Annotated in this window: 18 protein-coding genes and 1 pseudogene; 15 read left to right on the top strand and 4 right to left on the bottom strand. The window is 72.5% G+C overall.

What is annotated here, in order from left to right; genetic code table 11:
* Positions 1-287 precede the first annotated feature (287 nt).
* The 5 genes from GA0115234_RS15445 (at position 288) to GA0115234_RS15465 (ending at position 4118) form a co-directional block, all read left to right on the top strand.
* Positions 288-1397, top strand: coding sequence for a 3-dehydroquinate synthase II family protein (locus GA0115234_RS15445; RefSeq protein WP_093541958.1), 1110 nt, complete (start codon positions 288-290; stop codon positions 1395-1397).
* 123 nt (positions 1398-1520) lie between these two features.
* On the top strand, positions 1521-2933 hold the full coding sequence (locus GA0115234_RS15450; RefSeq protein WP_093541960.1) for a class I adenylate-forming enzyme family protein: 1413 nt from the start codon (positions 1521-1523) through the stop codon (positions 2931-2933).
* Positions 2930-3388, top strand: a complete 459-nt coding sequence (locus GA0115234_RS15455) for a MaoC family dehydratase N-terminal domain-containing protein (RefSeq protein ID WP_093541962.1) — start codon at positions 2930-2932, stop codon at positions 3386-3388. The genes GA0115234_RS15450 and GA0115234_RS15455 overlap by 4 nt, the downstream gene beginning before the upstream one ends.
* Positions 3385-3837 carry a MaoC/PaaZ C-terminal domain-containing protein gene (locus tag GA0115234_RS15460; protein WP_093541964.1) on the top strand — a complete coding sequence of 151 codons (453 nt, stop codon included), beginning with the start codon at positions 3385-3387 and terminating at the stop codon, positions 3835-3837. The genes GA0115234_RS15455 and GA0115234_RS15460 overlap by 4 nt, the downstream gene beginning before the upstream one ends.
* Positions 3834-4118, top strand: a complete 285-nt coding sequence (locus tag GA0115234_RS15465) for a chorismate mutase (protein WP_237541393.1) — start codon at positions 3834-3836, stop codon at positions 4116-4118. Before GA0115234_RS15460 ends, GA0115234_RS15465 begins: the two co-directional genes overlap by 4 nt.
* Positions 4119-4194: 76 nt before the next feature.
* Here the strand turns inward: GA0115234_RS15465 and fabG are convergent, their stop codons facing one another.
* From fabG to GA0115234_RS15480, 3 genes are read right to left on the bottom strand one after another with little or no spacing between them, the layout of a single operon-like run.
* A complete protein-coding gene (gene fabG / locus GA0115234_RS15470) occupies positions 4195-4899 on the bottom strand; it encodes a 3-oxoacyl-ACP reductase FabG (RefSeq protein WP_093541966.1) in 705 nt (234 codons plus the stop codon).
* Between the two features lie 58 nt (positions 4900-4957).
* Entirely contained in the window at positions 4958-5515 is a 558-nt protein-coding gene (locus GA0115234_RS15475) for a flavin reductase family protein (protein WP_093541968.1), read from the bottom strand.
* A 16-nt stretch (positions 5516-5531) separates the two neighbouring features.
* Entirely contained in the window at positions 5532-5987 is a 456-nt protein-coding gene (locus tag GA0115234_RS15480) for a PaaI family thioesterase (protein ID WP_093541970.1), read from the bottom strand.
* Positions 5988-6326: 339 nt separating this feature from the next.
* Between GA0115234_RS15480 and GA0115234_RS15485 the strand changes: the two genes are divergently transcribed.
* The 8 genes and pseudogenes from GA0115234_RS15485 to GA0115234_RS15520 all read left to right on the top strand — a co-directional run bounded on the left by GA0115234_RS15485 (position 6327) and on the right by GA0115234_RS15520 (position 16700).
* Positions 6327-7136, top strand: a complete 810-nt coding sequence (locus GA0115234_RS15485) for an arylamine N-acetyltransferase family protein (RefSeq protein ID WP_161275603.1) — start codon at positions 6327-6329, stop codon at positions 7134-7136.
* A gap of 46 nt (positions 7137-7182) precedes the next feature.
* Positions 7183-8235 (top strand): 3-oxoacyl-ACP synthase III family protein, encoded by a 1053-nt coding sequence (locus GA0115234_RS15490; RefSeq protein ID WP_093541974.1) that lies wholly within the window; start codon positions 7183-7185, stop codon positions 8233-8235.
* Positions 8232-9242: pseudogene (locus tag GA0115234_RS15495) on the top strand (beta-ketoacyl-ACP synthase III); the annotation flags it as partial. The gene GA0115234_RS15490 and the pseudogene GA0115234_RS15495, both read left to right, overlap by 4 nt.
* A gap of 85 nt (positions 9243-9327) precedes the next feature.
* Positions 9328-9582: an acyl carrier protein gene (locus GA0115234_RS15500; RefSeq protein ID WP_093541976.1), complete on the top strand. Its 255-nt coding sequence runs from the start codon at positions 9328-9330 to the stop codon at positions 9580-9582.
* A 38-nt stretch (positions 9583-9620) separates the two neighbouring features.
* Positions 9621-12572, top strand: a complete 2952-nt coding sequence (gene aroA, locus GA0115234_RS15505) for a 3-phosphoshikimate 1-carboxyvinyltransferase (protein ID WP_093541977.1) — start codon at positions 9621-9623, stop codon at positions 12570-12572.
* Complete coding sequence (locus GA0115234_RS15510) at positions 12569-13753, top strand: acyl-CoA dehydrogenase family protein (protein ID WP_093541979.1); 1185 nt, start codon at positions 12569-12571, stop codon at positions 13751-13753. The genes aroA and GA0115234_RS15510 overlap by 4 nt, the downstream gene beginning before the upstream one ends.
* On the top strand, positions 13750-14583 hold the full coding sequence (locus tag GA0115234_RS15515) for a 1-cyclohexenylcarbonyl-CoA reductase (RefSeq protein WP_093541981.1): 834 nt from the start codon (positions 13750-13752) through the stop codon (positions 14581-14583). The genes GA0115234_RS15510 and GA0115234_RS15515 overlap by 4 nt, the downstream gene beginning before the upstream one ends.
* A 113-nt stretch (positions 14584-14696) precedes the next feature.
* Positions 14697-16700, top strand: a complete 2004-nt coding sequence (locus GA0115234_RS15520; RefSeq protein ID WP_093541984.1) for an oxidoreductase — start codon at positions 14697-14699, stop codon at positions 16698-16700.
* 70 nt (positions 16701-16770) lie between these two features.
* Here GA0115234_RS15520 and GA0115234_RS15525 read toward each other — a convergent pair whose 3' ends face one another.
* Positions 16771-17994, bottom strand: a complete 1224-nt coding sequence (locus tag GA0115234_RS15525) for an FAD-dependent oxidoreductase (protein ID WP_093541986.1) — start codon at positions 17992-17994, stop codon at positions 16771-16773.
* 699 nt (positions 17995-18693) lie between these two features.
* On the opposite strand from GA0115234_RS15525, the gene GA0115234_RS41830 reads away from it, so the two are divergent.
* Both GA0115234_RS41830 and GA0115234_RS15535 read left to right on the top strand, forming a co-directional pair.
* Positions 18694-19026, top strand: coding sequence for a 4'-phosphopantetheinyl transferase family protein (locus GA0115234_RS41830; RefSeq protein ID WP_141718426.1), 333 nt, complete (start codon positions 18694-18696; stop codon positions 19024-19026).
* Between the two features lie 37 nt (positions 19027-19063).
* A complete protein-coding gene (locus GA0115234_RS15535; RefSeq protein ID WP_107405786.1) occupies positions 19064-19795 on the top strand; it encodes a helix-turn-helix transcriptional regulator in 732 nt (243 codons plus the stop codon).
* Positions 19796-19811: the final 16 nt, after the last annotated feature.

A 19811-nucleotide genomic window follows, 5' to 3' on the forward strand; every position in this document is an offset into this window, starting at 1 on the left:
CCACCCGGTGGCGGGGTGTGTCGGCGCAGGTCAGGGGCTGTCGGACGGCGGTTGTGCGGTGCCGCGTCCGGGGAGTTCTGCGGCGGCAGCACGATGGAGGTGGCTGATCGGCCAGGGTGTCGTCCCGCCGGTCAGGGCCCGGTCGAGCAGCCCTATCGACCCTGTCGTGGGCGGGTGTCCGCTGGAAGAGTCCAGCCCCGGAAGGCCCCTCGTACCGCCGGGCACTCGGACACCGGCCCACCACCGTCGGCGGACACCGCCGGACCTGCGCAGTAAGGATGATCTCGTTGAAATTCGCCTGGGTTGACCTCCGTACCACCGCTGCGGAACAGCGCGAGGCCGTCGTCGACGCCGCGGTCCACGCCCGGCTCGCGGGCGTTCTCGACGACCGTCTGGACACGCTCGCGACGCTGCCGCCGACGGTCCAGAAGGTGCTGCTCGCCGAGCCCGGCGCGGTGCTCCCGCCGGAGGCGGGGGACGTCGCCGACGTCGTGCTGACCCGGATCGCGTCCGCCGCGGAGCTGGACAAGCTGAAGCTGACCGCCGGGGACGGCACCGGCGCCTTCGTCGAGGTGATCGACGACGCCACCCTCAAGGTGGCCTGCGCCGCCGCCCAGGCGCTGGCGTACACCGTGGTGAGGTTCCGCGACCCGACCAAGATCCCGTTGGAGATCGTGATCGCGGCGGCGGACAAGAGCGCCGGGCGGCTGATCTGCGAGGCGGGCGACCTGGAGGAGGCCGGCATCATCGTCGACGTCCTGGAGAAGGGCTCGGACGGCCTGCTGCTCGCGCCCAAGGACGCCAACGACATCTTCGGCCTGACCGCCCTGCTCGGGTCCACCACACCGGACCTCGAACTGACCACGCTCACGGTCGAGTCGATCGAGCACAACGGCCTCGGCGACCGGGTCTGCGTCGACACCTGCACGCACTTCGAGAAGGACGAGGGCATCCTGGTCGGCTCGTACGCGCACGGCTTCGTGCTGTGCGTCAGCGAGACCCACCCGCTGCCGTACATGCCGACCCGCCCGTTCCGGGTCAACGCCGGTGCCCTGCACTCGTACGTCATGGGCGCGGACAACCGCACCAACTACCTCAGCGAGCTGAAGGCCGGCAGCACCGTGCTGGGGGTCACCGCGGACGGCCGCACCCGCCGGATCGTCGTGGGCCGGGTGAAGCTGGAGTCCCGCCCGCTGCTGACCGTACGGGCGAAGGCCGACGACGGCACCGAGGTCAGCCTGGCCCTCCAGGACGACTGGCACGTACGGGTCCTGGGCCCCGGTGCGGCCGTGCTCAACTGCACCGAGCTGAAGCCCGGCGACAAGCTGCTCGGCTACCTCGCCACGGACAAGCGGCACGTCGGCTGGCCCGTGGGCGAATTCTGCATCGAGAAGTAGGACGGCCGGGGCGGGCCCCGGTCCTTCCCGGTGCGGAACGGGAAGGACCGGGGCCCGCGCGGCACGACCCGGCCTCCGGCCGTATCCGGGGGCCGTGCCCGAATCCGAGGAGAGGTAGGTGTGATGACGGGCGAGACGGACTTCGAGACATGGCTCGGCGCGCTGCTGTCGAACCGTGACCACCAGGGCCGGACCTGGGCCGTGCACGGGCAGACCGAGGTGAGCCGCGAGGCGCTGCGGGCCGGGGTGTCCCGTGCCCGCGGGATCCTGGAGGCCCATGGCGTCACCGCGGGCAGCACGGTCGCCGTCCAGGTTCTGCCGAGCTTCACCCTGCTCTGGTCGCTGTTCGCGCTGTGGACGGCGGGCGCGCAGGTGATGCTGCTCGACCCGCGGCTCACCCCGGCCGAGACCACCCGGCTGCTGGAGCTGTGCGAGCCGCAGTTCCGGCTGACCTCCGGCACGTCCGCGCAGCCCTTCACCCCGTTCCGGGACGAGTGCGAGGTCGTGGTGGAACGCCGGCCCGCCGGCCGGGCCGCGCAGGGCCCCCACCGGCTGCTCCAGTTCAGCTCCGGCTCCACCGGCCTGCCCAAGGTGATCGGGCGCACCGGTGCATCGCTGCGCGGCGAGGTGGTCCGCTTCGGGCTGCTGCCGGACATGCCCGGCCCCGGTGAACGCGTGCTGCTGCTCAGCTCGCTGGCCCACTCCTTCGGCCTGGTCGGCGGGGTGTTGCACGCACTCGCCGCGGGTGTCGAGCTGCATTTCGTCGGCAGCCTGCGGCCGAAGGAGCTACTGCGGGTGGCGGCCGGGCACCGGGTGAACGCCGTGCTCGGCGTCCCCGCCCACTTCGACCTGCTCGGCCGGGTCGCGGCGCCTCCCGCGCTGCCGGATCTGCGGCTCGCCGTGTCCGGCGGGGAGATCCTGCCCGCCGAGACCTACGACCGTTTCCGGGAGCGGTACGGGGTGCGGATCGGCCAGGCGTACGGCATGACCGAGACCGGCATCATCGCCACCGACCTGACCGGGCGCGACGCGCCGCCGGCGGTGGGGCTGCCCGCCCCGGGCATGGGGACCGAGGTGGTCGACGGCACCCTGCGGGTCCGGCTGCCCGACAACCCGTACCTGCACGCCGACGCCGACGACCGATACGTGGACGGCTGGCTGAACACCCGCGACCGGTGCACGGTGCGGGCCGGTTCCGGCGTGCTGGAGATCACCGGGCGCACGGACACCATGGTGGCCATCGGCGGGCTCAAGGTCGATCTGACGGAGGTGGAGTCGGTGCTGGCGGAGCACCCCGCCGTCAGTGAGGTGGTGGTCGTCTACGGCGAGGCCATCGAGGCCCACCTGGTGGTGGAACGGGCCCTGCCCAGGGCGGAGTTGCTGGCCTGGTGCAAGGAACGGCTCAGCCCGCACAAGATCCCGAAGGCGTTCCACTTCCGGACGGGTCTGCCGCGCACCTCCAACGGCAAGCTGGTGCGCAACCGGGAGCTGCTGCACACCGCACGGGAGCACAGCAGGCGGATGGTGGCCCGGTGATCGACCGCAGCGCCGTGGGGACCGGCCCGGAACCCGTCACGGTGACCGTGGAGCGCGGACGGCTCCAGTTCTTCGGCCGGGTCCTGGGGGCCACCGGCGGCGTGTTCGTCGATCCGGCCGCCGCGCGGGCCGCCGGGCACCCGGACCTGCCCGTACCGCCCACCTTCCTCTTCGGCCTCGACATCGAGTCCGCCCCCGATCTGCTGAGCGCGATCGGCGTCGACCTCTCCCATGTCCTGCACGTGGAACAGGGGTTCACCTACCACCGCACGGTCCACGCGGGCGACCGGCTCACCTTCGCCCCGGTCATCACCGATGTGTACTCCCGGCAGGGCGGCGCGCTGGAGTTCGTCGTGCGCGACACCTCCGTCACCGACGCCGCGGGCGAACCGGTGGCCGAGCTGCACCAGGTGATCGCGGTACGCCGCCCCGTGCCGGACAAGGAGTCCGCATGACCGAGTTCCGCCTGTCCACGGCCGAAGTCGGCACCGAGCTGCCGGAGTTGCCCGAGCAGCACATCACCAGGACGCTGCTGGCCCTGTTCGCCGGGGCCTCCGGCGACCACAACCCGATCCACATCGACAGCGACGCCGCGCGGGCGGCCGGGCTGGACGACGTGATCGCCCACGGCATGCTGTCGATGGCCCTGCTCGGGCGGCTGCTCACCACGTGGGTGCCGGTCGGGGACCTGCTCTCCTTCCGGGTCCGCTTCTCGGCGCCCACCCCGGTGCACGCGCGGCTGCGCTGCACCGGGGTGGTCAAGGCCGTCGAGGAGGCCGCCGGGCCGCACGGCGCCGAGCGCCGGGCCAGGCTCGGGGTGACGGTCCGGATCGTCGACGGTCCGCCGACCGTGCGGGGCGACGCGCTCGTCCGCCTCCCGGAACTCCACGGGGCTCCGTCATGAGCGGGACCCGGGCCGCGGAGGCCCTGCACACCCGGATCGCCCGGGGGCGCGAGCGCCTCGGCGCACTCGACACCGAGCTCATCCACTTGATCCGCACCCGCGCCAGGGCCGCGCACGAGCTCGAAGAGCTGCGCCGGAAGGCGGGCGGCCCGCGGACCGACCTCACGGGCGAGAACGCGATGCTGCGCGGCTACCACGGCGCACTCGGACGGCGTGGCACATCGATCGCCCTGCTGCTGCTCGAACTCGGCCGGGCCGAGGGGGCCGCCGACGGCCGCTGAGGGGAACGGATTCCGGTACGACGAGGGGGCCGGCGGATTTCTCCGCCGGCCCCCTCGTCGTACCGGGCCCCGAAGCTCAGTGCCCCATGCCCAGTCCCCCGTCGACCGGGATCACGGCTCCGGTGACATAGGCCGCCTCGGCCGAGGCCAGCCAGAACACCGCCCCGGCGACCTCCTCCGCGGTGCCGGTGCGGCCCAGGGGCACTCCCGCGACGATCCCGTTCCTCCGCTGCTCGCTGAGGTGTGCGCTCATGTCGGTGTCGATGAGGCCGGGAGCCACCACGTTCACGGTGATGCCCCGGGGCCCGAACTCGCGGGCCAGCGAACGGGCCAGGCCGACCATGCCCGCCTTGGCCGCCGCGTAGTTGGCCTGCCCCGCCGATCCGTGCAGCCCGGCGACCGAGGACATGAAGACCATCCGCCCGCGCCGCAGCCGCACCATGTCGGTGGCCGCCTGCCGGGCGGTGCGGAAGGCGCCGCCGAGGTTGGTGTCGAGCACCCGCCGGAACTGCTCGTCGCCCATGCGCATCAACAGGCCGTCCTCGGTGATGCCGGCGTTCGCCACCACCACTTCGACCGGCCCGTGGGCCTCCTCCGCCTCGGCGAAGGCCCTCGCGACCTCCGCGCCGTCCGTCACGTCGCACTTGACGCCGAACAGGCCGTCGGGGGCGCCGGAGCCCCGGTGCGTGACGGCCACCTTGTCCCCGTTCGCCGCGAACCTGCGGGCCACGGCCAGGCCGATGCCGCGGTTGCCACCGGTGACCAGTACCGAACGTGCCATCTCTTCCGCTCCTTCGTCGTGGGACTCGCCGCGGACGCCGGGACCGGCCGGGCCGGGCTCAGCACGGGTCCTTCAGCGAGGTGTAGGTGCCGCGGTGGTGGACCAGCGGCGCACCGGCCGCCCCGGCCGTGTGCAGTGCGTCGACCCGGCCGAGGAACAGCACATGGTCGCCGCCCGGATAGCGGTGCTCGGTGCGGCACTCCAACGAGAGCACCGCGTCACGCAGCAGTACGTGCCCGCTCGCACCGGCCACGCCCCCGAGCCGCTCCTCGGCTCCCCGGCCACGCGGCCGGTCGTGGGAGGCGAAGCAGGCGGACAGGTCGCTCTGCTCCGTCGTCAGGACGTTCACGGCGAAGCCGCCGGCCCGGTCGATGGCCGCGACGAGACGTCCGGTCGAGCCGATGCTCACCAGGACGAGCGCCGGGTCCAGCGACACGGAGACCAGCGAACCGACCGTCACCGCCTCCGTGTGCTCGCCGCTGCCGACCGTGACCACGGCGACTCCGGTGGGCAGCAGGCCCATCGCCCGGCGGAATTCGGTCCGCCCCGGCTCCGTCTCCCGGTCGCGGTCGTGGCCTGCGGTGGCGCCCGCGCGCCGCGCGGTGTGCGTGGACATGGAACCGCCTCTCGTTTCAGCGCTTGCTGATCAGGCAGGTCAGCCGGGCCGTGCAGGTGAGCCGGGACCGGCTGTCGGTGATCTCGACCTGGTAGGTGACCACCCGGTCGCCCCGGTGCAGTGGTGTGCAGACTCCGGTGACGAGCCCGCTGCGCGCCGACCGGTGGTGTGTGCAGGACAGTTCGAGCCCGGCGACCGCGCCGCGGGGCGCCACGTGCATACCGGCGGCCAGCGAGCCGAGTGTCTCGGCGAGGACGGCGTTGGCGCCGCCGTGGAGCCAGCCGAACGGCTGGCGGTTGCCCGCCACCGGCATGGTGCCGACCATCCGGTCCGCGTCCCACGAGGTGATCTCGATGCCCATCCGGGCGATCAGCTGCTCGGCGGCCAGCTCGGGCGGCACCGACAGGATGCTGCGGTTCGCCGGGCGCCGGGCCGTCCCGGCCCCGTCCGCTTCCACGGCGTTGCTGTTCATCGTCGCCTCTCCAGGGTCACAGGTGACTGCGGGTCCGGGCCGGCGGCGGGAGCCCCGTCGCCGACCGGTGTCCTGCGTACTGTCGCCCGCCCCGCCACAGCCGCCAAGACCTGATCCAGCTACCCGAATCTCACCGCCGGGGCGGGGTCATCGGGCTGCACCTTCGGTCAGGGCAGTCGGGTCTTATGGCCGACGTCGCGCTCCCCCGAGACTTCATCACGGCACAGGCCGGTCACCCCGTGACTCCCGTATCCACAGCCATCGGAGAATCCCTTGGAATCCGCCGCATTCAATTCGTCCACGTCTTCGGGTTCCGACGCATTCCCGTGGAGCGATTACGTGCGCCGTCTGGGATACGACGGGCCGCTGGAGGCGAGTGCCGAATGCCTCCGGGCCCTGTGCTCGGCCCATCTGCTCGCGATTCCGTACGAAATGCTCGACACGCTCGACGGCGAGGTGCCGTCACTGGAACTCGCGGCCGCCTTCGACCGGGTGGTGCGCCGAAGGCGTGGCGGGACGTGCCTGGAGACCACGCCCCTGTTCGGCGCGTTCCTGCGCACCCTCGGATTCGGGGTGCGGCTGGTGGCCGGCCAGATGTGGCGGGTCAGCAACGAGTGGTGGCCGTACTGGGACCATCTGGCGCTCGTCGTCGAGGCCGAGGGGCACAGCTGGCTGGTCGACGTCGGCTTCCTGATGCTCTCCCCGCTGGAACCGCTGCTGATGGCCGACGAGCCGCAGGAGCAGCGCGGCTGGCGATTCCGGCTGGTGGAGCGGGACGGCTACCGCACCCTGCTGCGCGCCGGCTCGGACGGGGTCTGGGCACCGGTCTACCGGATCGGCGACCAGCACCTGGAGGTCGCCGACTACGCCTGGATCGTCGACTTCCACCGCACCGCCGAGGACTCCCCGCTCGCGGGGACGGTGCTCTGCTCCCGTGTGCTGCCCGACGGGAAGACCGTGGTGATGGGCGACAACGTCCTGCGCGCGCGGAACGGCCGGCAGGAGATGGATTTCCTCTCCGGTTCCGCCGAAGCGGAACGGGCCCTGGCCGAAGTGCTGCACGGACATCCGCATCTGGTGGAAAAGGCGGTCGCCGCCTGGGAGAAGGCACGGGCGAACCGTCGGGAATCCCGGCGCCGAATCGCCTGATTCCGCGTTCGACTCCCCCATTCCGAAAGTGAGTTGCAGACCGACCATGAATAATTCGGGCACCGAAGAGCGGCCCTGGGGTGTGGGCATCCGGGCCGTCGGCCGCTATCTGCCGGAGAAGAACCTCAGCAATTCCGATCTGGAGGAGATCCTCCTGACGCGGGACGACTGGATCCGGGCGAACATCGGCGTGGAGAACCGCCGGATGGCCGCCGAGGGCGAGTGGACCTCGGACCTCGGCACGGCGGCGCTGCTGGACGCCTGCGACCGCGCGGGAATCATCCCGGCCGACGTCGACCTGATCGTCTGCGGAACGTACACACCGGACAACATGACGCCGCCCACCGCGATGCTCGTCATCCGCAAGGCCGGTGCGAGCGGCGCGACCGGTTTCGACATCAACAGCGGCGCCTGTCCTGGCGGGGTGTTCGCCCTGGACGTGGGCGCGAAGTACATCGCCACCGGCCAGTTCCGCCGGGTCGCCGTGGTGATGGCGGACGTCAGCACCCGGACCATGGACTGGAAGGACCCCGGCCCGGCGGTCATCTTCGGCGACGGGGCGGCCTGCTACCTCCTGGAGCGCTGCACCCCCGGCCGCGGGATCGGCACCACGCTGCTGCGCAGCGACCCGTCCGGCTACGAATCGGTCTGGGTGGCCCGCGAGAAGCGCCACCGTCGCGACGGAACCCCGATGAGCAGCGGCTTCGGCGACAACTTCGGCGCGCTGGACGGCAAGGCCGTGCACGCGTTCGCGGTCGGCCGGGTGCCGGGGTTCATCAAGGAACTGCTGGACACCGCCGGCCGGACCGCCGACGACATCGACCTCTTCGCGCTGCACCAGGCGAACCTGTACATCCTCCAGGGGATCATGCGCGAACTCGGCGTGCCGATGGACCGGACGGTCATCAACATCCAGAAGTACGGGAACACTTCGGGCGCCAGTGTGCCCCTGGTGCTCAGGGAGGCCGAGGACCTCGGCCGCCTCTCCCCCGGCGACCAGGTGCTGCTCACCGCGTTCGGCTCGGGCTTCAGCATGGGCGCCGCGCTGGTGCGCTGGTGCGGCCCGGAGGACTTCGCGCCCGTGGCGGTCGCGTCGTGAGCGCCCCCTCGGCGGCGGCCGCCGCGACGCTGCGGGGCGCGGCGACCAGTCTTTGGGGACTCGGCACCTATCTGCCTTCGCGGCCGGTCACCAACGCGATGATCTGCGAGCGGATCGACTCCTCGGACGAGTGGATCCGCAGCCGCTCCGGCATCCGGCTGCGGCACTGGGCCGACCCGTCGGAGACGGTGGAGTTCATGGCCGCCACGGCTGCCGAACGGGCCCTGGAGAACGCCGGGATCACCGCGGACCAGGTGGGCTGCGTCATCGTCTCGACCGTCTCGCACCTGCACCAGTTCCCCTCGCTCGCGGCCGGGGTCGCGCACCGGATCGGCGCGGCGGCCCCCGGCGCGTTCGACATCTCGGCGGGCTGCGCCGGATTCTGCTACGGCCTCGCGCTGGCCTCCGACATGGTGGCCGCCGGGAGCGCCGCGTACGTCCTGCTGATCGCGGTGGAACGGCTGTCCGAGCTGACCGACACCGGGGACAAGGGCACCGCCTTCCTGTTCGGTGACGGCGCCGGCGCGGTCGTCGTCGGCCCGAGCGGGCAGGCCGGCATCGGCCCGGTCGTCTGGGGCTCGGACGGCTCCCAGAAGGACACCATCCGCCAGAGCGCCTCCTGGAGCGCGCTGCGCGACGCCCCCGAGACCCCCTGGCCGCGGATCACCATGAACGGCCGCGAGGTGTTCAAGTGGGCCGCGTACCACCTCGGCCCGGTCGCCGAGCGGGCCCTGGAACGTGCCGGGGTGAGCGCCGACGCGCTCGACTCCTTCATCCCGCACCAGGCCAACGCCCGGATCACCGACCAGCTGGTCAGCGAACTGAAGCTGCCGGACCACGTCTCGGTGGCCCGCAGCATCGAGACCCACGGCAACACCTCCGCCGTGTCCATCCCCCTCGCCATGCAGGAGATGTTGGCCACCGGCGCCGCGACGCCCGGCGGCCTCGCCCTGCTGCTGTCCTTCGGGACCGGCCTCGTCTGGGCGGGCCAGGTGATCCGGCTGCCCACGGCGCCGGTGACCGCGCCCGTTCCGGCTGCCACGCCTCCCGTCCTCACCGATGACACCCGATCCGTCCGCTAGGAGACCGACCATGAGCACCGTTCAGAGCGACACCCTGCAGGTCCTCAAGGAGATCCTCGACGAGGTCGCCGAAGTCCCGGCCGACCAGGTGACTTTGGAGTCCTCGTTCGTCGACGACCTGGAACTCGACTCGCTGTCCATCGTGTCCGTTTTCGTCCTGGTCCAGCGCCGCTTCGGCGTCGAGGTGCCGAACGAGGTCTTCGACCGGCTCAGCACGGTGGGCCGCGCCGTCGCCTATCTGGAGCACGGCGCGATCCCGGAATAGGAGCGTCGCCCCGACCCGCCGAGCCGGAAAGGCAGTTCATGTTTCTCACGCTCAGGCCGAACCGGCAGCCACTCAGGGGTGAGCTTCCGGTTCCGCCGTCCAAGTACCACGTGCACCGGGCGCTGATACTCGCCTCGCTCGCCGAGGGCACCAGCCGGATCACCGGCGTCTCGGACGCCCGTCATGTGCAGTACACCGTCCGGCTGCTGCGCGACCTCGGCACCCGGATCACCGTCGAGGGCGACAGCTACGTCGTGCGGGGCGGCCCCTACCGGCCACGCCACGAGAGCGTCTCGGCCGGGAGTTCCGGGACCACGCTGTACTTCATGCTGGGGCTCGCCGCGCTCGCCGACTCCCCCGTCACCGTCACCGGCCAGAAGTACTTCCAGCGCCGGCCGGTGGGTCCGCTGCTGGACGCCCTGCGCGAGCTGGGCGTCCGGCTGGACTCGGCGGACGGCTGCCCTCCGGTGCGGGTGCGGCCGGGGCGTCCGTCCGGCGGGCACGTGGTCATTCCCGGCACTCTGTCCCAGTGGGTGTCCGGACTGGTCCTGCTCGCCCCGTTCGCCACCGGGCGCACCGTCATCGAGGTGGCGGGCCCGGTCAACGAGCAACCGTACATCGAGCTGACGGTGGCGATGATGCGCCGCTTCGGCCTGCGGGTGGACGTCTCGGACGACTGGCGGCGGTTCGAGATCGAACCCGGCCAGCGGGCCGCCCCGACCGATCTGACGATCCCGCCGGACCTCGGCTCCGCCGCGTTCGGCATCGTCGCCGCCGCCCTCCACCCCTCCGACGTGCTGCTGCGCGGCATCCCCCGGATCGACGGCGACCCCGTGGACCACCCGGAGGCGCGCTTCCTCGACGTGGTCCGGCGGATGGGCGTGCCCATGGAGCTCGACGAACGGGCGGGCGGCCTGCGGATACGCCATGACGGCGTGCGGCCGCGCGCCACCACCGTGGACTGCCGGGGCATCCCCGACATGCTCCCGGCGCTCGCCACGCTGGCGACCTTCGCGGCGGGCGAGACGGTCTTCGAGCACATCGGCCATGTCCGGCTCAAGGAGTCCGACCGGGTCGCGGCGATGCTCCAGCTCAACTCCATGGGCGGCGACCTCCGCGTCGCGGGCGACCGGCTGCTGGTCCGCGGGGTGACCGGGCTGGAAGGCGCCAGGCTCTCCTCGTACAACGACCACCGGGTGCTGATGTCGCTCGCGCTGGCCGGTACCAGAGCCCGGGGTATCAGCACCCTGACCTATCCGCGCGCCTACCGGATCTCCTACCCGGCCTTCCTGGACGACATGACCGGCCTCGGGCTCCGGATGTCCGTCGAACCGGCCACGCCCGCCACCCCGCCGGAATCACTGCCCGGCCTGCTGCGGCACTGGGCCCGGCAGCGGCCGGACGCCACCGCCGTGGTGGATGTGCGCCTGGGCGGCGACACCTCTCTCACCTGGCGCGAGCTGGACCGCCGGGTGGACAAGGCGGCCGCGACCCTGCTGTCCCTCGGCGTCGAGCCGGGCGAGCCGGTGGCCTACCAGTTGCCCAACTGGGCCGAGTTCGTCGAGGTCTCGCTGGCGGTGCTGCGGATCGGTGCGGTCTGCTGCCCGCTGATGCCGATCTTCCGCGAGCGTGAACTGGCCTTCGCCCTGCGCCGCTCCGGCGCACGGGTGCTGCTGGTCCCCGACCGCTTCCGCAACCGCGAGCACGGCCGGGAGACCGCGGCCTGGCTCGCCGAGGACCCGGCCGCCCGGGGCGCGCTGCGCCATGTCTCGGTGGTCTCCGCCGACCGTGCCCCGGTGGAGTTGCCCGCCGAGGGCACGGGACTCGGCTGGTCGGACTGGAACGCGGCGGTCACCGCTGCCGAGCCGGACCCCTCGGCGCTCGCCACCCGCGGTCCCGCTCCCGACGCGCTCGCCCAGTTGCTCTTCACCTCCGGCACCACCGGCGAGCCCAAGGGCGTACTGCACCGCCACGACACCCTCGCCCACGCGGTCCGCCTCCAGGTCGAACGGCTGGGCCTCGACGACGGCGATGTCGTCCACATCCCTTCCCCGCTGGCCCATCAGACCGGCTTCCTCTACGGCATGTGGCTGGGCGTCACCCTGGGCGTGCCCCAACTGGTGCAGGCGCAGTGGGACGCCGGGACGGCCCTGCGGGCGCTGCGCGAGCACCGCGCCACCTTCGTCCAGGCGGCGACCCCGTTCCTGGCCGATCTGGTGCGGGAGGTGAGCGGCGGCCGGCCGGTCCCCTCCGCGCTGCGGATCTTCGTGGTCGCCGGTGCAGCCGTGCCGCGCCGGCTCGCCGAGCGGGCGACGCGGGTGCTGGGCGCCGCCGTGTGCGGGGCGTTCGGCACCACCGAGACCTGCCTGGGGGCGCTGTCCGCGCCGGACGACGAGCCCGCCGCGGCCTGGGGTTCCGACGGCCGCGCGATGGACGGTGTCCGGCTTCGGGTCACCGACGACACCGGGACGGTGCTCGTGGCGGGCCGCGAGGGCAATCTGGAGATCCACACCCCGACCCCCTTCGTCGGCTATCTCGACCGCCCCGACCTCACCGCCGAGGTGTGGACCGGGGACGGCTGGTACCGGACCGGTGATCTGGCGGTGATCGGCGCCGACGGCTGCCTGCGGATCACCGGCCGGGTCAAGGACGTCATCAACCGGGGCGGCGAGAAGGTGCCGGTCGCGGAGATAGAGGAACTGCTGCACCGCCATCCCTCGGTCGACGAGGTGGCGGTGGTCGGGATGCCCGACGAGCGGCTCGGCGAACGCGCCTGCGCCTTCGTCGTGCTCACCGACGGCGGCGACCTCGACCTGGAGGCCGTGCGCAAGTACCTGGAGCAGCACCAGGTTTCCAAGCACTACTGGCCGGAGCGGCTGCGGCTGGTGGACCGGCTGCCGCGCAATCCGGCGGGCAAGGTACAGAAGTTCGTCCTCCGGGAGCGGGCGGACGCCCCGCCCCGGACCGTCCCCGAGGAGCAGCACGCATGAACGCCACAGATGTCGCCCCGCGCACAACGGCCCTCGACCCGGCGGAGTTCGGGCCGCTCCGGGCGGAGATCGCCGAGTACGTCGCAGGGCCCGCCGAGGAGTGGGCGCACCGCATCGAGTCCTCGGGCACGGTGCCGGAGGAGCTGTGGACCGAACTGCGCGAGCGCGGCTATCTGTCGCTGGCCGCGCCGCCCGAGTACGGCGGACGCGGTGTCTCGTTCCCCCAGTGGATGGAGCTGATCGAGCTGTTCGCCCGCTCGCACGCCTCGATCCGGATGATCGTGCACGTGGTCAACGGCACCTGGCGGGCGATGGACGAGTTCGCCACCGCCGAGCAGCGCGAGAGGTTCGTGCTGCCCTCGGTCGCGGGCCGGATCAGGGTCGCCTTCACGCTCACCGAACCGCAGGCCGGCTCCGGCGCGGACCTGCGCTCGACCGTGGTCCGGGACGGCGACACGTACTACCTGACCGGCGCGAAGCACCTGATCACCTTCGGGGTGCGCTGCGACTACTGGCTGCTGGCCGCGCGGGTGGCGGGCAGCACCGGCCACGAGGGAACGGTGGCGCTCATGGTGCCGCGCGACGCCCCCGGAGTGACGGTCGAGGACACCTCGCAGACCATGGGCGTGGTGGGCACCGACCACGCCCGGCTGACCTTCGACCGCACGCCCGTGCCGGTGGCCAACCGTCTCGGCGCCGAGGGGGACGGCCTGGCGGTCGCCCTGGGCGGGTTCCTGACGCCGTCCCGGATATCGGTGGCGATGAGCTGTGTGGGGCTGGCGAGCCGGGCCCAGGAACTGGCGCTGGAGTACGCCCGCGGCCGGGTGACCTTCGGCAAGCCGCTGACCTCCCGGCAGGCACTCCAGTTCATGCTCGCGGAGAACGAGGCCGACATCGAGGCGAGCCGTCAGCTGGCCCTGCACGCGGCGCGCCGCTGGGAGGCCGGTGAGCGGGACGCGGCGAAGCTCTCCTCGATGGCCAAGCTGACGGCGGTCGACATGCTCACCCGTGTCACCGACAAGGCCCTTCAGGTGCACGGGGGTTCGGGGTACTGGAAGAGCAGCCCCATCGAGCGGGTGTACCGGGACGCACGGGCCCAGCGCTTCGAGGAGGGCACCAACGAGATCCAGAAGGCGGTCGTGTTCCGGGAGCTCCTGAGCGGTGCGGGGGCCGGGCGGTGAGCCCCGTCGCCGGGCGGTTCGAGGACCGGATCGCGCTGATCACCGGCGCGTCCAGGGGGATCGGCAGGGCGCTCGCGCTCACCCTCGGCCGGGGCGGCGCCACCGTGGTGGTGAACTACAAGAAGAACGCCGATCTGGCCGACAAGACGGTGGCCGAGCTGGAGGAGGCCGGCGGACGGGGCCTCGCCGTGCGGGCGGACGTGGAGTCCGTGGAGGGCGTCGAGGAGCTGTTCTCGACGGTGCGTGCGGAGTTCGGGCGGCTCGACCACTTCGTCTCCAACGCGGCGGCCGGCGCGTTCAAGAACATCATGGATCTGAAGCCGCACCATCTGGACCGGTCGTACGCGATGAACCTCCGGCCGTTCGTGCTCGGCGCCCAGCAGGCCGTCCGGCTGATGGACGACGGCGGGCGGATCGTGGCGCTGTCGAGCTACGGCAGCATCCGCGCCTATCCGACGTACGCCGCACTCGGGTCGATGAAGGCGGCGCTGGAGTCCTGGGTCCGCTACATGGCGCTGGAGTTCGCTCCGTACGGCGTCAATGTGAACGCGGTGAACGGCGGGCTGATCGATTCGGACTCGCTGGAGTTCTTCTACGGTGTGCCCGGCATGCCCGACATGGACACGGTCCTCGACCGGATCCCGAAGGGCAGGCCCGGCAGCGTCCAGGAGGTGGCGGAGGTCATCGCCTTCCTGCTCTCGCCCGCCTCGGAGTACGTCACCGGGCAGACCCTGGTGGTGGACGGCGGCCTGAGCGTGGTCGCCCCGCCGTTCTTCTCCGACGCCTCCGCACCGCTCACCCTGCCCCCGCGGCCGGTCGGGGAGAGCTGAGGGCGGTTCCGCGCTCCCCGGCGGACCGGAGCGCGGCGACCGACGCGGTACGCCGCGCTCCGGTCCGTCCCGCTCCGGCCCGCTCCGGCCCGTTCCGAACGAAAGGCCCTCAGGTGCTGAAGCACGTGTTCCGCCCCGGCGACATGGGCGGGCTGACTCTCGCCAACCGGATCGTCATGGGTGCCATGCACCTCAACCTGGAGACCCGCGAGGACGGCGGCGCCGCGATGGCCGCCTTCTACGCAGAGCGCGCCCGGGGCGGCGCCGGGCTCATCGTCACCGGCGGCTGCGCGGTGAGCCCGGAAGGCTCCGGCGGGCCGCACTACGCCCGGATCGACGACCCCGCCCGGCACCGGGCCCTCGGGGCGTGGGCGGACGCCGTCCACCGCGAGGGCGGACGGATCGCCCTCCAGCTCTTCCACGCCGGCCGCTACACCTCATCGGCGGCGACCGGCCGCACCCCAGTCGCGCCGTCGGCGGTGCCGGGCCCCTTCGGGGTGCCGCGGGCCCTGGACGAGGACGGGGTGGCGGAGCTGCTCGGCGCGTTCGCGGCCGGTGCGGCGCGCGCCCGCGAGCTGGGTTTCGACGCGGTGGAGGTGATGGCCTCCGAGGGCTACCTGCTCAACCAGTTCCTCTCCCCGCTGACCAATCTGCGCGAGGACCACTGGGGCGGTGACGCCCGGCGCCGGATGCGGTTCCCGCTCGCGGTGCTGGATGCCGTGCGGGCGTCGACCGGGCCGGATTTCCCCGTACTGTTCCGGATCTCCGGCGCCGATCTGATGGAGGGGTCCAGTACGGCGGACGAGGTCCACCGGTTCGCCCGTCTGCTGGCCCGCGCCGGGGTCGCGGCACTCAACGTGGGCGTCGGCTGGCACGAGTCCCGGACACCGACGGTGCAGAGCGTGGTGGAGCCGGGCGCCTGGGTGGGGCACGCCCGGGAGATCCGCCGGTCGCTGCGGCGGGCCGGACTGCCCACCCCGGTGATCGCCTCCAACCGGATCAACCGGCTGGAGCTCGCGGAGCGGGTCCTGGCCCGCGAGGACGCCGACTTCGTGTCCATGGCCCGCCCGTTCCTGGCCGACCCGGAGATCGTACGCAAGTCCCGTCTGGTGAACGGCCCGGCGGCGAACGTCTGCATCGCCTGCAACGAGGCGTGCATCGACCGTTCGCTCGGCGACGAACCGGTCTCCTGCCTGGTCAATCCGCGGGCCGGGCGGGAGACCGAGTTCCCGGTGCCCGCGCGTCGGCGCCGCACCGGACACGGCCGTTTCGCGGTGGTCGGCGGCGGTCCCGCCGGGCTGGAGGGCGCTCGGGCGCTGGCCGCGTTCGGCCACCGGGTGGAGCTCTTCGAGGCCGGGGCCGAACTCGGCGGTCAGTTCCGGCTCGCCCGGCTCGTCCCCGGCAAGGCCGACTTCGGCGCCACCGTGCGGTACTTCGCCGGGGAGCTGCGCCGGCTCGGGGTGACGGTGCGGCTGAACCACCCCGTCGAGGACTCGGACGCGGAGTCGCTGCGGCGCTTCGACGGTGTGCTGGTGGCGACCGGGGTGCTCCCTCGGCCGGCCGGTCTGCCGGGCGAGCACCTGCCCCATGTCGTCGACTACCGGCAGGCGTTCGCCCGCCCGGAGGCGCTGGGCGAACGGGTCGTGGTGATCGGCGGCGGCGGCATCGCCGTGGACCTGGCGCATCTGCTGACCCCGCGCCGCTCGGTGACGCTGCTGCGTCGCTCGGGCCGGATCGGCGAGGGCATGGGCCGCAGCACCCGATGGGCGGTGCTGGCCGAGCTGCGGCGCCACGGCGCCGAGTGGCTGACCGGTGTCCGCTACGAGGCCGTCCTGCCGGGCGGAGTCCTGCTGACCGACGCGGACGGTGTGCGGCGGCTGCTGCCCGCCGACTCGGTGGTGATCGCGGCCGGGCAGGTTCCGGCGGACGGACTGCGTCCGCTGCTGACGGGGCTCGGCGTCCCGTACCGGCTGGTGGGCGGCGCGGCCGACGCCCGGGGCCTGAACGCCGTCCGCGCGGTCGAGCAGGGGCTCCGGGCCGCGTACGGACTCGGGGGCGGAAGCGGCCCGTCCGCGCTCCGCCCGCCGGCGCGGCGGGTCCCGGCGGCGGGCCGCTGACACCGGAACCGATGGAGGGAGGGCGTCCCCGGCCGGGGACGCCCTCCCTCCATCGGTTCCGCTCGCGTGGTCAGGGCCGGCCATCGCCTCCGGCGAGCTGCGCGACGAGCTCGGCGGGCAGTGCGGTCATCACGTCGATGAAGTCCTCGTGCGCGCCCTTCACCGCCGGTGCGGTGCCGTAGCCCAGCGCCTGCAGGTTCCACTGGAGGTCCTGCAGCCGTTCGACGTGCGGGCGGCGCACCCGCTCGTACTCCTCGATAGCCGCCGGGTCCCCGGAGGCGAGGGCCGCGTCGATCGCCCTGGCCGCCGACGCGGCACCCTGCAGGGACTGGTTGAGCCCCTGGCCGCCGAGCGTGTGGAGCCCGTGCACGCTCTCCCCGACCAGCAGCACCCGGCCGACGCGCCAGGAAGGAGCCCGCCAGAGCGAGAAGCCCAGCCGCATCACCGGCGAGGTACGGCCGCCTACCGTGCCCAGCCACTCGGACAGCTCGGGGTCGACCTCCTTGATCTGTTCGGCCAGCGCGGCCGGACCGCCCTGTTCCAGTTGCTCCTCCTGGTCCTTGTCGGGCGACCAGACGATGGCCGACGAGGGGCCCGGCGTGGGGATGGTGAACAGGGCGCGCGGAGCCCGGTGCCGGACCAGCAGAACGGATTCGCGCCCCGGTACGTCCGGTGCGACCAGCAGCCAGGCCGGCCGGTCGAAGGCCGAGACCTCCAGCCGGACGCCCACCAGCTCGCGCAGCGCGGACTGCCGGCCGTCGGCGGCCACGGCGTAGCGGGCCGCGATCCGTCGCCGCGCGGGCACGCCGCCGTCCTGCTCGACGGTCCGTCCGAAGCCGAGCAGGACGCGTTGGCCGTCCTGCTCCACCGAGACGACGCCCTCGCCGGTCAGTACGGTGGCGCCCGGCTGCGCGCGCAGCTCGGCGAGCAGTGCCTGGACGGTGGTCCCGGTCGGCACGGTCAGACCGTACGGCCGGGCGATCCCGGCGTGGTCGGCGTACCGCCAGCTGGAGAGCATCCCCGTGCTGCCGTGATCGTCCACGCCCAGGACCTTCCGGCCTGCCGCAACGAGTTGCTCGTCGATACCCGAGGCGGCCAGCAGTCCGAGTGTCGGCGGGGCCAGCAGCGGTGAGATGCCCGCCCCGGCGGCCTCGAACCCGGGCTCCGGGGAGACCAGTACGACCGACCGGCCGGCCCGCGCGCACAGCAGCGCGCCGTACAGGGCGGTGGCTCCGCCGCCGACCACGCACACGTCGGTCTCAAGGCCGCTCAGGTCGGGATCTGATGTCGTCATCGATGGCCTCCGTACAGGCGTCGGCAGATTCGAGAGCATCCTCACAGCCATCGGCGCCCCGTCGGGAGGCCGACCCGAGGGGGCCGTCCGGAGTCCGCCGGGGCCACCTCCGGGCGCCCCGTCCGGGGTACCCGATCGGGGAGCCCGATCGGCTTCGGCGGAATGAACGGAAACTTACGGAGCGTCACCTTCTGTTGCGGGTATCGCGGCATCTGGAACGTACAGCGGAAGTACAGCGGAGCCGTGTTGCATTGAGAACGCAGCGAGCGGCCGAGAGCCGTCCTGCACGAACACGGGGGGTGTTTCGTTTCTGTGAACAATTTCTCATCGGATCTATTGCAACAATTCGACCGCGATGAGACGCCGGACGGCGTGGTGATCCGGTACGGACGGTCCACCGGCCGAGTCGCCCCGGGCGATCTCGACCTCCTCTCGTCCGAGGAGCGCGGACGGGTCGCGGCCTTTCGCGACCCGCTACGTTCCGTACACTTCGCCACCGCGCACGCCGGGGTACGACGATGTCTCGCCGGAATCCTGGGGTGCGACCCGGCGGAGATCCGGTTCGGCCGCCACCCGTGCGCCGGTTGCGGCCGCGCGCGCCACGGCAGGCCGTACATCGACAGACCGTGCACGCGCTGGGAGTTCAGTCTCTCCCGGTCCGGGCCGCACTGGGTGTGCGCCGCCGCCGAAGGCGTCCGGGTGGGCGTGGACCTGGAGCGGGTGCGTCCGATGGATGTGTCCTCGCTCGCGCCCGGGGTCCTGAGCGCCGGCGAACGCCGCCATCTCGGCGAAGTCCCGCCGGAATTCCGCCCGGCCGAGTTCCTCCGCTGCTGGACCAGGAAGGAAGCGGTCGTCAAGGCCAGCGGAATAGGCATCGAAGCCGAACTCGGGGCGATCGACGTAACCCCCGGACAGGCTTGCGCAGAAGTGAACCACAAGGTTCCGGGATGCGAATTCGGCACCTGGTCGGTCACCGACCTGCCCGCCCGAGCCGATCTCATATCCGCGATCGCCGTCCCTGCTCGCAGTTGATGATCCACAGGTGATATTCCACATAGGAGGATTTCAAGTGGTAACCCGATCAGACGAGACCGGTCTCCGAATCGCGCTGATCCTGCAGAACGAGGTCCTCAGATACGGGGTCGAGGGAATGCTGCGTCTCCTTCCGGACGTCGCCGACGTCATGTGTTTCAGCACCGGTGAGGAAGCCGTACGAGCCGGCGTCGACAGCTGCGACCTGGTCGTGATGTCCGCGGCGGAGCTCGCGACCGCGGAGAACCCGACCACCGCCGACGGCCTGACCGAACACCGGGTCCGGCTCCTGCTGCTGGTCGACGGCTCCGACGCGCTCGGGGTGCCCCGGACCACCCACTCCTGCGTCCAGGCCCTGGTCGACTGGTCCGGGCTCACGCCACGGGTCTTCGCCGATGCCGTCTCGGACGTCATGGCCGGCAAGTTCTACGTGTCGACGGCGCTCGCCCGGCGGGTGCTGCGGCAGAACGGCCAGCCGGCCACCGAGACGCAGCCCTGGGGAACACCGGGCACCGGGCTGACCCCGCGCGAACTCCAGGTGCTCCGCCTGGTGGCCGAGGGGCTGAGCAACAAGCAGACCGCCCGGCGGCTGCAGATCTCCGAGCACGGTGTGAAGCGGCTGGTGGGCAACGTTCTGGCCAAGCTGAACTGTCCCAACCGCACGCTCGCGGTCGTCCGGGCCCTCGAGTACGGCCTGCTGCTGGAGGATCCCAGCCGTGGGACGGGGCGGGCGCTGGACGGACCCCAGTCCGCGACACCTGTTGCCTAACCGGTGTAGGCTGGGC

It is taken from the genome of Streptomyces sp. DvalAA-43 (assembly GCF_900091725.1).
GTDB classification, from domain to species: Bacteria; Actinomycetota; Actinomycetes; order Streptomycetales; family Streptomycetaceae; genus Streptomyces; species Streptomyces pulveraceus.

What these genes read in the sequence shown, in the direction of transcription:
- GA0115234_RS15465 (WP_237541393.1), top strand. Translation starts at nt 3,834, where the DNA reads ATGAGCGGGACCCGGGCCGCGGAGGCCCTGCACACCCGGATCGCCCGG.
- aroA (WP_093541977.1), top strand. Translation starts at nt 9,621, where the DNA reads ATGTTTCTCACGCTCAGGCCGAACCGGCAGCCACTCAGGGGTGAGCTT.
- fabG (WP_093541966.1), bottom strand. Translation starts at nt 4,899, where the DNA reads ATGGCACGTTCGGTACTGGTCACCGGTGGCAACCGCGGCATCGGCCTG.
- GA0115234_RS15450 (WP_093541960.1), top strand. Translation starts at nt 1,521, where the DNA reads ATGACGGGCGAGACGGACTTCGAGACATGGCTCGGCGCGCTGCTGTCG.
- GA0115234_RS15480 (WP_093541970.1), bottom strand. Translation starts at nt 5,987, where the DNA reads ATGAACAGCAACGCCGTGGAAGCGGACGGGGCCGGGACGGCCCGGCGC.
- GA0115234_RS15475 (WP_093541968.1), bottom strand. Translation starts at nt 5,515, where the DNA reads ATGTCCACGCACACCGCGCGGCGCGCGGGCGCCACCGCAGGCCACGAC.
- GA0115234_RS15460 (WP_093541964.1), top strand. Translation starts at nt 3,385, where the DNA reads ATGACCGAGTTCCGCCTGTCCACGGCCGAAGTCGGCACCGAGCTGCCG.
- GA0115234_RS15500 (WP_093541976.1), top strand. Translation starts at nt 9,328, where the DNA reads ATGAGCACCGTTCAGAGCGACACCCTGCAGGTCCTCAAGGAGATCCTC.
- GA0115234_RS15510 (WP_093541979.1), top strand. Translation starts at nt 12,569, where the DNA reads ATGAACGCCACAGATGTCGCCCCGCGCACAACGGCCCTCGACCCGGCG.
- GA0115234_RS15490 (WP_093541974.1), top strand. Translation starts at nt 7,183, where the DNA reads ATGAATAATTCGGGCACCGAAGAGCGGCCCTGGGGTGTGGGCATCCGG.
- GA0115234_RS15525 (WP_093541986.1), bottom strand. Translation starts at nt 17,994, where the DNA reads ATGACGACATCAGATCCCGACCTGAGCGGCCTTGAGACCGACGTGTGC.